10 protein-coding genes are annotated in these 12817 nt (G+C 33.5%); 8 read left to right on the forward strand and 2 right to left on the reverse strand.

Going from position 1 to position 12817, the window contains the following annotated elements; all coding sequences use genetic code 11:
* Positions 1 to 372 precede the first annotated feature (372 nt).
* Positions 373 to 1053: a DUF4294 domain-containing protein gene (locus tag ACQKCJ_RS24110; RefSeq protein WP_271338700.1), complete on the reverse strand. Its 681-nt coding sequence runs from the start codon at positions 1051 to 1053 to the stop codon at positions 373 to 375.
* A gap of 81 nt (positions 1054 to 1134) precedes the next feature.
* Here ACQKCJ_RS24110 and ACQKCJ_RS24115 point away from each other — a divergent pair, with 81 nt between their 5' ends.
* The 7 genes from ACQKCJ_RS24115 to ACQKCJ_RS24145 all read left to right on the forward strand — a co-directional run bounded on the left by ACQKCJ_RS24115 (position 1135) and on the right by ACQKCJ_RS24145 (position 11201).
* Positions 1135 to 2223, forward strand: coding sequence for a M42 family metallopeptidase (locus ACQKCJ_RS24115; RefSeq protein ID WP_271338699.1), 1089 nt, complete (start codon positions 1135 to 1137; stop codon positions 2221 to 2223).
* 64 nt (positions 2224 to 2287) lie between these two features.
* Positions 2288 to 2968, forward strand: coding sequence for a response regulator transcription factor (locus ACQKCJ_RS24120; RefSeq protein WP_427403097.1), 681 nt, complete (start codon positions 2288 to 2290; stop codon positions 2966 to 2968).
* The gene (locus ACQKCJ_RS24125; protein WP_427403098.1) at positions 2965 to 4326 is read left to right on the forward strand and encodes a HAMP domain-containing sensor histidine kinase; all 1362 of its coding nucleotides are present in this window, start codon (positions 2965 to 2967) and stop codon (positions 4324 to 4326) included. Before ACQKCJ_RS24120 ends, ACQKCJ_RS24125 begins: the two co-directional genes overlap by 4 nt.
* 84 nt (positions 4327 to 4410) lie before the next feature.
* A complete protein-coding gene (locus tag ACQKCJ_RS24130) occupies positions 4411 to 5655 on the forward strand; it encodes a TolC family protein (RefSeq protein ID WP_271338696.1) in 1245 nt (414 codons plus the stop codon).
* Positions 5656 to 5666: 11 nt separating this feature from the next.
* Positions 5667 to 6752, forward strand: a complete 1086-nt coding sequence (locus ACQKCJ_RS24135; protein ID WP_271338695.1) for an efflux RND transporter periplasmic adaptor subunit — start codon at positions 5667 to 5669, stop codon at positions 6750 to 6752.
* Between the two features lie 114 nt (positions 6753 to 6866).
* Entirely contained in the window at positions 6867 to 8027 is a 1161-nt protein-coding gene (locus ACQKCJ_RS24140; RefSeq protein ID WP_427403099.1) for a carbohydrate porin, read from the forward strand.
* A 75-nt stretch (positions 8028 to 8102) separates the two neighbouring features.
* A complete protein-coding gene (locus ACQKCJ_RS24145; protein ID WP_271338693.1) occupies positions 8103 to 11201 on the forward strand; it encodes an efflux RND transporter permease subunit in 3099 nt (1032 codons plus the stop codon).
* 216 nt (positions 11202 to 11417) lie between these two features.
* Here ACQKCJ_RS24145 and ACQKCJ_RS24150 read toward each other — a convergent pair whose 3' ends face one another.
* Entirely contained in the window at positions 11418 to 11798 is a 381-nt protein-coding gene (locus tag ACQKCJ_RS24150) for an ankyrin repeat domain-containing protein (protein WP_271338692.1), read from the reverse strand.
* Between the two features lie 372 nt (positions 11799 to 12170).
* On the opposite strand from ACQKCJ_RS24150, the gene ACQKCJ_RS24155 reads away from it, so the two are divergent.
* Positions 12171 to 12710 carry an SRPBCC family protein gene (locus tag ACQKCJ_RS24155; protein WP_427403100.1) on the forward strand — a complete coding sequence of 180 codons (540 nt, stop codon included), beginning with the start codon at positions 12171 to 12173 and terminating at the stop codon, positions 12708 to 12710.
* The last annotated feature ends 107 nt before the right edge of the window (positions 12711 to 12817 follow it).

Below are 12817 nucleotides of genomic sequence, written 5' to 3' on the forward strand. Positions count from 1 at the left end.
GAGGTTTTTCTATTACTTTATAATAGCTACCTACCATTCATTTCAGCTCCTTTTAACAGATACCCCTCATTATGCCACGAAGACTCAAAGATTCTTTTGCTTTACCTTTGAATAAGACGCTAAGTTTTGCTCCCATACCTATATACACTATATTTCTAATTAAGAACAACTGCCCTAGCCCCGATAGAAATGGAAATCCTTTTGCTTTTTTCTTTAAAAAGTAAAAGATTGAAATGCATAGCGGGATTGAGCTCCTAATTCATAAAATCGAATAAACCATCTTCTCTTCTAAGCTATAAATAATAAACCCGACAAGTTTTTTTTAACTTGTCGGGTTGCAAATACAAAATCGTACCTTATATATAGGAACCGTTATTCTTTATTGACTGCCTTTGCTTTTGCTTCCCAATGATTCATCAGGTCATCGTAGTTTACGGGATTTGCAGCTTTCTGATTTGCGAGTCGGCCAGATTCAAATGCCCTGATGAGGATTGTCTCTATCAGATAATCTTCATTGGATTCATAGGGTTTATATTCTGTTTTTAAACTAATGTCAAATAAATTGGCTGTTGTATTGGATACGAAGGCTTTAAAACCGCTTTTTAAGGTTCTGATTAATTCATAAGTAGTGATTCCGGTTTGCCTGTGAACAAGTTTAACCAAAATTTGCCCTTGTTTACGCGACAATTTTTTAAGTCTTTCTTCGAATTCATTATTAAGATAGTCTTCGACAATCTTAAAATACTTCTTCTTTTCGCGATTGGTTTTCAAACGCGCCATTCCGCTATTCAAAGCTGTTAATCTATCTGCAGCTAATCTTGCATAAGGATATACTTTGTAAACCCTGTTCTGAAGGATCATAAACTGTTTTTGTGCTTCGGGATCTAGCTTTTCTTTCGAAATAATAATCTCGGGCAATTCGATAGTATCATTTAAAACAGAATCCCGCTCGGTTAATATATAGCCCATTTGTTGATTTTCTTTGGGCTTAACCTGGGCCTGACTTGCAAACGAAATCATTAAAAGGAATAAAATACTATAGCTAAATCTCATTGAATCATAATTTAAGTGTAAAATTATATATTTATACACAACTCTAATACCAAATTTATAAATTAGCAAAAAAATATTTTTATGAGCACAGAATCTATCTTAAAAGATACCTCGATTGCTTTCCTTGAAAGCTACCTAAATAACGCTTCTCCTACTGGTTATGAAAGTGAAGGACAAAAACTTTGGATGAATTATTTGAAACCATATGTAGACACTTTTATTACAGACACTTACGGAACGGCTGTTGGAGTTATTAATCCTGATGCGCCTTTTAAAGTGGTTATTGAGGGTCATGCTGATGAAATTTCATGGTATGTAAACTACATTACTGATGACGGTTTATTATACGTTATTAGAAATGGTGGTTCTGATCATCAGATCGCACCGTCGAAAAGGGTTCATATTCATACTAAAAAAGGTATTGTAAAGGGTGTTTTTGGATGGCCGGCAATTCATACCCGTTTACGCGACAAAGAGGAAGCGCCAAAAATCAGCAATATCTTTATCGATTTAGGTTGCGAAACGAAAGAGCAGGTTCTTGAAATGGGCGTTCATGTAGGTTGTGTGATTACATATCCTGATGAATTTATGATTTTGAACGAGAATAAATTTGTTTGCCGCGCTATTGATAACAGAATGGGTGGATTTATGATTGCAGAAGTTGCCCGTTTATTAAAAGAGAATAAAAAAACACTTCCGTTTGGTCTGTATATTGTCAACTCGGTTCAGGAAGAAATTGGTCTTCGTGGTGCTGAAATGATCGCACAAACGATTAAACCTAATGTCGCTATTGTGACTGATGTTTGCCATGATACGACTACACCAATGATTGATAAAAAGGTTGAAGGCGACCTAAAAATGGGAAAAGGTCCGGTTATTGCTTACGCTCCGGCTGTTCAGAACAGACTTCGCGATTTGATTGTCGATACTGCTGAAGAAAATAAAATTCCGTTTCAACGTCATGCAACTTCGCGCGCAACAGGAACTGATACTGATGCATTCGCTTACAGTAATGGCGGCGTAGCATCGGCATTGATTTCTTTGCCTTTGCGTTATATGCATACAACTGTAGAAATGGTTCACAGGGAAGATGTCGAAAATGTGATTCGATTGATATATGAATCTTTATTGAAAATCGAAAACAATGAAACTTTTTCTTATTTTAAATAAGAACGTACTTAAAGTAGAAATTCGGTTATTTAATAAATAACCGAATTTTCAAATAAACAACTCAATGAAAATACTACTACTCGAAGACGATTTTACTTTATCCAAAGAAATCTCCACATTCTTTACTTCAAAAGAGTTCGAGTGTTTCCCTTATTATGATGGTTCTTTATTATTGAAAAAATACTTTCCTTATGAATATGATTTAATCGTTCTGGATATCAATGTTCCGGGAGCTAACGGAATAGAGGTTTGTAAAGGGATTCGCGAAATCGACAAAAAGACTCCTATAATTATGTTGACCGCTTTTAGCGAAATAGAAGATAAACTGGCTTCTTTTGATAATGGTGCTGATGATTATCTGGTTAAGCCTTTTCATTTTGATGAATTTTACGCCCGGATCTCTTCTCTTTTAAGACGAAAGGAAATCCCTCAGCAAACAGAAAAAAAGATCATTATTAATAACTTGGAAATTATTGAAGATGATATGAAGGTCTTTCGCTCTGGTGAAGAAATCAAACTTACCCCAAAAGAATTTAAACTCATTTTAATTTTAGCTCAGGCAAAAGGAAAGATTTTGTCGAAACAATTTATTGCTGAAAAACTTTGGGATTATCATATTGAAACGAATCAGAATACAATTGAGGTTTATATCAATTTTCTAAGAAAAAAAATAGATAAAGAACACGAAACTAAACTTATTCGAACTAAAATTGGTTATGGATATTATCTGAGCGATCGCGAATGACATTAAAAAACCGAATATCACTTTTAGTCAGCTTGTTATTTACAGTCCTTTTTGGATTGGCTTCTACTTTGATATTTGTTTTGTATTCTAATTTCAGGAAGGACGAATTTCGTGATCGTCTGGAAATAAAAGCACTTTCGAACATTAAACTTCTCGTAAATGTTAAGGAAGTTGACAATCAGCTTTTAAAGATGATTGATCAAAACTCGATTAATAAATTATATGATGAAAAAACATTGGTTTTTGATTCTAACTATAAACTTATTTATAGCAGTATTGATGATGCAAAAATTAAATGGTCTGTTGAGGATTTAAAATATTTAAAAAAACACAAGACTTTTTTTAAACAGCAGGGAAATTATGAAGTTTATGGTGTTTTCTATGATACACACGACAGGGATTTTTATGCCTTAATATCCGCAACTGATAATTTTGGACAACGAAGACTGCTTTTTCTAAGATACACCTTAATAGTGTCTTATATTTTTTTTACCTGTATTTGCTGGGTTGTAACCTCTATTACGGTAAAAAAATTAATGAATCCGCTAAATACCTTTCATCAAAAAATAAAAAACATAAACGAGAATAATCTTGATACTCGTGTGGAATCTAAAAGTAATAAAGATGAAATCGATTTAATTGCCAATGAATTCAATTTTATGATGGATAGAATTGAAATTTCCTATCAGAGGCAAAAAGAATTTACCGCAAATGCTTCTCATGAATTAAGAACTCCATTGTCGAGGATTACCTCGCAAATAGAGAATGTTATTGCAGACAGTAAAACTAGTATTGAGAGAAAAAGCTTCCTGACTAATATCTTGTCTGATGTCAATCAATTAACTGCATTAATTAATTCGTTATTAATTTTATCTAAAATAGACAACAAAAAACAGGAGGCTAGTGAAGTTCATCGTATGGATGAGATTCTGTTTTCGGCCATAGAAAATTTAAAGAAAAGCTTTCCTGAATTTGTTATTCTTTTTGAAATGGAAGAAAGCGAAAGCTTATATACTGCCTTAGAAATAACGGGCAACAAAAGCTTATTGGAAATTGCGATAAGCAATGTTTTAAAAAATGCTTGTGTTTATTCGCATAATCAGCAAGCTAAGGTAATTATCAGTACTAAAGATGATACTTTGATCGTCTCTGTTTTAAATACTGGAACAACCTTAAATGAAACTGAGCAAAAAAATCTTTTCCAGCCTTTTATGCGAGGTCTAAATTCTAAGGGAACTTCAGGGTTTGGACTTGGATTACGTATTGTTCAGCGCATTCTAACACTTCATAATGCATCAATAACTTACAGTGTTCCAAACATTAACACGAATTTATTTCAATTATTTTTTCATTTATAAATTATTTTAAGGTATTTTTAAGGTAGATTTTAAGGAGTCTTAAAGTCTGGTGATAGCATATTTGTATAAAATAAAAATGATACAATGAGAAAACTCTGTGCATTCCTACTTGTACTCCTCGGTCCTGTAGTTTTGGCTCAAAAAACAGTTACCCTTCAAGACTGTGAAAGCCAATTTTTAAAAAACAATCTCTTTCTGTTGGCATCGCAATACAATATCGATGCATCTAAGGCATTAACAATTCAAGCCCGAATTTGGGACAACCCTTCACTTACTGCTGAATTAAATGCGTACAACCCAGAAAGAAATCAATATTTTGATATTGGAAAACAGGGGCAAAAAGCATTTGGTATCGAGCAATTAATTTATTTAGGCGGAAAAAAACGCAATGAAATTAAGCTTGCTCAAACTAATGAAAAGTTAGCAGAGCTGCAATTCAATGATTTATTGAGAACCTTGAAACTACAATTGCGAAAAAGTTTTTTTACTGTATTCTACAACAAAAAAAGTCTTGAAACTACAGATAATCAACTTGCTCATATAGAAGATTTGATCAACTCATATTCTGTTCAGGTGCAAAAAGGCAATATTCCCTTGAGAGATCTTGTTCGTTTACAATCGTTGTATTTAAATTTTAAAAATGAGCGTATGGAAGTTGTGAATGAAAACATTGAAGAACAGGCGAATTTAAAATTATTACTGAATTCTACCGATAATATAGTCCCGGAAGTTTCAAAAGAAGAGTTTAATAAATACATCGTTACAATCCCGTTTGATCTTAAAACTTTTCAAGATGAAGCACTTGCTAATCGCCCTGATTATCTGGCAAAACAAAAGGATATCGAAGCAAACGAAATTAACGTAAAATGGCAAAAATCACTTTCTATTCCTGATATCACCGTTGGTGCCAATTATGACCAGCGAAGTGGTGCTTTTAATAAGGAGGCTAATTTAACACTTGGGATTCCGTTGCCTCTTTGGAATAAAAACAAGGGAAATATCAAATACGCACAAACGATTTTAGAACAATCGAAAATTGAAAAACAAAATTTTGACTTGCAATTGCAAACGGAGATTACTGCAGCATGGAACAAATGGGACGAATCCCGCAAAAACTATGTTGTGATAAAACCTACTGTCAATTCTGACTTTGAAGCGGTTTACAACGGAATCCTTACGAACTTCCAGAAACGAAATATAAGTTTATTAGAATTTACTGATTTTATGGAAAGTTACAATCAGGCTTCTATTCAGATAAATGAATTAAAGAAAAAAGTAATGCTTTCAGGCGAAGAGTTAAATAGTACAATCAACAAAGACTTATTCTAAAACTAAATAAAATGAAATATAAAATAATTATAGGAATTGCTCTTGTGAGTTTATCAATCGCAAGCTGCAAAAAGGAAGTTGATAATCCGGATACTAATACCTCTTTTGCCTTAAGTGATGCGATGCTAAAAACAACGACAACAGCCGTGGCAGAAACCCTGCCTGTAAAAAATGTATTGAGTTTTTACGGAAAAATCACTGCTGATAACAATAAGATGATTGATGTTTATCCGCTTGTTGGAGGAAATGTGATTAAAGTAAATGTTGAACTTGGAGATTATGTGCGTAAAGGCCAAGTGCTAGCTACTATAAAAAGTACCGATATTGCAGATTTCGAAAAACAATCTATCGATGCTAAAAATGATTTACTGGTTGCGAAAAACCATTTGAAAGTTGCTCAGGAATTATTTGATGGCAAACTAAATTCAGAAAGCGACGTTCTTCAGGCAAAATCAGAAGTAAACAAAGCACAATCCCAATTAAGTAAAGTACAGGAAACATATAAAATTTACAACATCAAAGCAGGTTCTATTTATGAAGTAACCGCTCCTATTAGCGGGTTTATCATTCAAAAAAGTATCAATCAGGACATGCTTTTAAGAAATGACCGTTCTGAAAATATTTTTGATATCGCAGAGATTAGTGAAGTTTGGGCATTAGCCAATATTAACGAAATTGATATCAATAAGGTAAAATTGGGTATTGATGCTGATGTTACGACATTAAGTTATCCTGATAAGGTTTTTAAAGGAAAAGTAGATAAGATCTTTAACGTTATTGATCCCGAGACAAAAGCAATGCAGGCCCGTATAAAATTGCAGAATCCCGGTTATATGTTAAAACCAGATATGAATGCCAACATAAAATTATCTTATAGCGAAGGCAATTCTATGATAGCCGTACCTAGTAAGTCGATTGTTTTTGACAAAAGCAAAAATTTTGTAATGATTTTTAAGGATCGTAATAATATCGAGACGAGACAAGTAGATGTTTACCGAGTGGTTGGTGATACAACTTATGTTTCTAAAGGTTTAAAAGAAAATGAAAAGGTTATTACTAATAATCAATTATTTATTTATCGTGCTTTAAACGAATAATTAAATTAAATGGGGAAATCTGTATATATATTGAGTTTTGCAACGTTGCTTTTTTCAGCGCTATTATTTTCACAAGAAACAGATTCGATACGAAAATATAGCCTGAAATTTCAAATGACGTCTATATATCAATATCATCCGGATTTTCAGGCCAAATACTCAGGAACAAATAGTATGAATCCTAAAGAAGAAAGTGCTTTATCATTAACCTCAACTTTGTATTTAGACGTTCCTCTCTGGAAAGGTGCTACAGTAACTTTTAATCCTGAAATGTCAGGAGGACAGGGTTTATCTCAAGCCAGAGGATTAGGTGGTTTTCCTAACGGGGAAACTTTTAGAATAGGAGATACTAAACCTGTTGTTTATGTAGCAAGAATGCTTTTGGAACAAAAATTTCAATTTAAGAATGACAGATCCTTACAATTGGTGTTTGGTAAATTTGGATTATCAGATTATTTCGACAACAATACATATTCTCATGATCCAAGGACACAGTTTTTGAATTGGGCTTTAATGACACATGGGGCTTGGGATTATGCTGCAAACACTCGAGGATATACAGATGGATTATATGTAAATTATCAATTTGACACCTGGCAAATCAGGGCTTCATTAAGTGCTTTGCCAACTTATGCGAATGGTCCAAATGTTGAATTTAGCTTTAAAGATTCTAATGCTGTAAACATAGAGATTGAAAAGAAAGTGGTTTTTAAAAATAATGATACCAGTACTATTAAATTGCTGGGCTTTAGAAATGTGGCAGGAATGGGAAATTATGATGAAGCTAATTCAAATTTTACAACAATTCCGGATATTAAAAGTACAAGGCAATATTGCCGTACTAAATATGGTATTGGCTTAAATATGGATTATACTCATGGGGATAATTGGGGGCTTTTTGCCAGAATGAGTTATAATGATGGTAAAAATGAAACATGGGCATTTACAGAAATTGACAGATCTGCTCAACTTGGTATTAATTTGAAGGGTAAAATGTGGAACCGTGAGAATGATTTTGCAGGTATTGCAGTGGTTGCAAACGGATTATCCAGACCACATGAACAATATCAAAAATTGGGAGGAAATGGTTTTATGATTGGTGACGGAACTTTAAACTATGGGATGGAACAGATTGTCGAAATCTTTTATTCGTTTTTAATCCCAAATACACATATCACACTTTCACCAGATTATCAATTTGCCATGAATCCGGCTTATAACAAAGACAGAGGTCCAATACAGTTTTTAGCATTACGTTTTCATACAGAGTTCTAGAAGACAATACAATAAGGGCATTTATGTTCTAATAAATTAAAAAATAAAAATTCATCATTAAAAATACTTTTTAAAATGAACAAATTCATAAGAAATATTATTGCTTTCTCACTTAAGAATAAAGCATTTACCTTTTTTTGGGTGGGATTATTGGCAGTTGCGGGGTTTATTTCTTTCAAAAACATGCCTATTGATGCATTTCCGGATGTAACGAATACTCAAATCATTATCATTACGCAATGGAACGGTAAAAGTGCCGAGGAGGTAGAGCGTTTTGTAACCTCGCCTATCGAGATTTCTATGAACTCGGTACAAAAAAAGACGAGTGTTCGTAGTATTACAATGTTTGGTTTATCAGTAATCAAAATTATTTTTGATGATGGTGTCGACGATCAGTTTGCGCGTCTTCAGGTAAATAATTTATTAAAAAATGTTTCGCTTCCGGATGATGTAGAACCGGATGTTCAGCCGCCTTACGGACCTACTGGTGAAATTTTCAGATATATTGTAAAAAGTGACAGCAGGGATAGTAGAGAATTATTGACCTATCAAAACTGGGTAATCGACAAGCAGCTTCGTTCAGTTCCCGGTGTTGCGGATTTGAATGTGTTTGGGGGACAAACTAAAACGTATGAAGTAGGTGTTGATCCTATAAAATTAGCAAAATATAATATTACGCCGCTTCAGGTATATAATGCTGTAAATGGAGGAAACCTGAATGTGGGTGGGGATATTATCGAAAAAAATGGTCAGGCTTTTGTTGTTCGCGGAGTTGGACTTCTGAAATCGATTCAGGATATCGAGAATATTATTGTCGACGATGCTAATGGGAATCCAATTTTAGTCAAAAATTTAGCTACTGTTTATGAAAGTGCCATGCCAAGAGTTGGACAAACTGGTTTAGGTAATAATGATGATGTTGTTGAAGGTATTATTGTAATGCGAAAAGGTGAAAATCCTCAGGAAACTTTGGCATTAATCAAAGCGAAAATACAAGATCTGAATGATAACGTTCTTCCAAAAGATATCAAATTAGTGACTTTTTACGATCGTGATAATTTAATGAATTTCACGACAGAAACGGTAATGCACAATTTATTCGAAGGAATTATTCTGGTTACCTGCGTTGTATTTCTTTTTATGGCAGACTGGAGGACGACTTTTACGGTTTCGATTGTTATTCCGCTATCGTTATTATTCGCCTTTTTATGTTTAAAAATGATGGGGATGAGTGCCAACTTGCTAAGTTTAGGTGCGGTCGATTTCGGGATTATTATTGATGGTGCAGTTGTTATGGTCGAAGGATTGTTTGTGGTATTAGACCGCAGGGCACATCAATTAGGAATGACGGCTTTTAATAAAATTGCCAAAGGAAGTTTGATTAAAAAAACAGGAGCTGAAATGGGTAAAGCCATATTCTTTTCTAAATTAATCATTATTACTGCTTTACTGCCAATATTCTCATTCCAGAAAGTAGAAGGAAAAATGTTCTCTCCCCTAGCCTATACTTTAGGTTTTGCATTAATGGGCGCATTACTTTTTACTTTGACATTGGTTCCTGTTTTATCACATATTCTTTTAAATAAAAACGTAAAAGAAAAACACAATCCGTTTGTTAATTTCTGGGATCGCATTGTTAGCAGTGGCTTCGCCTGGACATTTAAGCATAAAGTACAAACGCTTATTGGATCAATGGCACTTTTGGTAGCGGTCTTTTTTTCTGCTACATTTTTAGGAACAGAGTTTTTGCCTCAGTTAAATGAAGGAGCATTATGGGTTACAGCTGAGCTGCCAATGAGTACATCATTGCCTGAAAGTGTAAAAACCGCTGCAACGATTCGAAAAGATTTGGAAAGCTTTCCTGAAGTAAAAAATGTTTTATCACAAACCGGAAGGAGTAATGACGGAACGGATCCTAATGGTTTTGGATTTATACAGCTTCAGGTTGACCTGAAACCAAAATCTGAATGGAAACGAAAAATAAGCATGGATGACTTAATTAACGAAATGGACGAAAAATTAAAAGTTCATCAGGGAATTACTTATAATTATTCGCAGCCTGTAATTGATAACGTTGCTGAATCTGTGGCAGGTTTTAAAGCTTCAAATGCGGTAAAAATCTATGGTGATGATCTGGATAAATTAGACGAATTATCAAATGAAGTTCTAGCACAAATAAAGAATATTCCGGGTATAAAAGATGCGGGAATACTAAGAAATGTTGGTCAACCAGAAATTAGTGTTGTACTTGACAGGGATAAAATGGCTGCTTACGGAGTAACATTAAGTGATGCACAAGCTGTTTTAGAACTTGCCTTTGGAGGAAAAACAGCAACTGAAAAATATGAAGACGATAAAAAATTCGATGTTAGAGTTCGTTTTTCTAAAGAATATCGTAAAGATGAAAATGATATTGCTGAACTAAAAGTACCAACTATTAGCGGAATTAAGATTCCGTTAAAGGAAATTTCAGATTTAAAAACCATCACGGGGCCAGCTTTTATATATAGGGATAATACGAAACGTTTTATTGGGGTAAAATTCTCTGTTCGTGATCGTGATTTAGGAAGCACAATTGCAGAAGCGCAGGCAAAAGTTGCCAAAATGAAACTTCCAACAGGATATACTGTGGGCTGGACAGGTGAGTTTGAAAATCAGGTTCGTGCCAGTGCGCGTTTGGCACAAGTTGTACCGATAAGCTTAATTGGGATATTTGTTTTACTATTTATACTTTTTGGAAACATAAAAGATTCATTGCTTGTTTTGGCAAACGTTCCTTTTGCAATCATTGGTGGAATTATTGCTTTACATCTTACCGGAATGAATTTTGGAATTTCGGCTGGTGTTGGTTTTATTGCTTTACTTGGGATATGTATACAGAACGGAGTTATTCTGATATCCGAATTCCATCATAACTTAAAAGAAAAATTCACACTCGAAGAGTCGATATTTAGAGGAGTAAAAGCCAGAACAAGAGCGGTAGTTATGACGGCACTTATGGCATCGATAGGTTTAATGCCTGCTGCAATTTCTACAGGTATTGGTTCTGAGTCGCAAAAACCACTGGCGATCGTTATTATTGGAGGATTAATTACGGCAACAATTTTAACGCTTTTGGTTTTCCCAATTATATTCTGGGTGTTCAACAGAAAAAAAGATGTTCCGATTGAATAAAGATATTGAAGATAGATTAATTGGTTAAATTAATTTGATTAGGTTTTAACGAAAAAAGCATCATTATTATTAATGGTGCTTTTTTTAATTTAATCCCAGATCCAAACGGATATAATATGCCAAATACAAAGTAATGGTATAACTAGAAATGAAAAAACGACCCCTGCTCAAGAAAGGCCGTTTTCATTATACTAACTCAAAACTCGATTTAAACGTTTATTTTAAATCTTTCAAAATGGCAATAGCTTCTGTTGCATTTGATAATTGTGCATATTTTAAAGCTGTAAAACCTTTTTCATTTCTAACAGATGCACTTGCTCCATTTGCTAATAAAACTCTTAGAATGTCTACTTTATTGTAACGGGCTGCGATCATCAAAGGCGATAGATCTTCTGATATCTCGTTTACATTTGCTCCGTATTCAATAAGTTTTTTAACAAATTCAAGATCTCCTTTTCCAACTGCTACATTTAGAGGAGTTGAAAAACTATTTACAATTTCCATTTGTGGTTGTACAAATGATGTTTGATTTGAAGCCATTGAAACATTTGCAAATGCTACTAAAGCTACTCCTAAATAAATTACTGATTTTTTCATGATGATTGATTGTTAATATTGATTGATTAATGATGATTTTTAAATTCTAAGTAAATGTAATTCTATTTCATGTATTATGCATAACAAGGTACTGTGTTTTAACTAATTCTTAACATTCTAATAACAAATGTCATACGAAACTAAAAATTTATGTTATCTCATTTAAAGCTTCTATAGTATAGACGCTGATGTATCAAAAATGTTACAGTAAAAACGAAAATTAATAGAAAAAATCTTCAAAAAGTTTTAGATTCCGCAAATTCAAAACATTAGTTCTTTAACTTTACTTAAAATTAAACAACCTTTAAATGAGTAAGTTATAAAGATATCTATCCAAAAAAAAACCAATTAATAACCTTAAAACCACTAATTATGGGAATTATCAAAAAAATTCTTGCGATCCTGATTCTAGTTTTGGCAATCGTATTAATTGCGGCTTATTGTATGCCGAAAAATTATGCTGTCGAAAGGGAAATTATAATTAATAGGCCTGTTGACACCGTTTTTAATTATGTTAGAAATTTAAAAAACCAGAATGAGTTCAGCGTTTGGGCAAACCTTGACCCTAAGATAAAAACTACTTATACAGGAACTGATGGAGCTGTTGGTTCAAAATCAACTTGGGAAAGCGATGTAAAAGAAGTTGGTGTAGGTGAGCAGGAAATTACAAAAATAACTCAAGGAAAACGTATTGACTTTGCATTGCGTTTCAAGAAACCTATGGAGGATACCGCAGTGGGATTTATATCTACAGAAACTGCTGCAGGAAATCAGACAAAAGTAAAATGGGGAATTAACGGGGTTATTCCCTACCCTATGAATATCATGTTACCAATGATGAAAATGGATCATATGATTGGTAACGATTTGCAAAAAGGTCTCGAGAATTTAAAAAACAAATTAGAGGAGTAATAATCTTTTTATAAAAGAGGTTGTCTGAAAAGACGACCTCTTTCTTTTATTATACTAGTAGATTTACAGAGTGTTTCTTGAAAAATGTAAATTTGGGCTAAAATGGT

It is taken from the genome of Flavobacterium sp. NPDC079362, from assembly GCF_050267765.1.
GTDB lineage: Bacteria > Bacteroidota > Bacteroidia > Flavobacteriales > Flavobacteriaceae > Flavobacterium > Flavobacterium azizsancarii.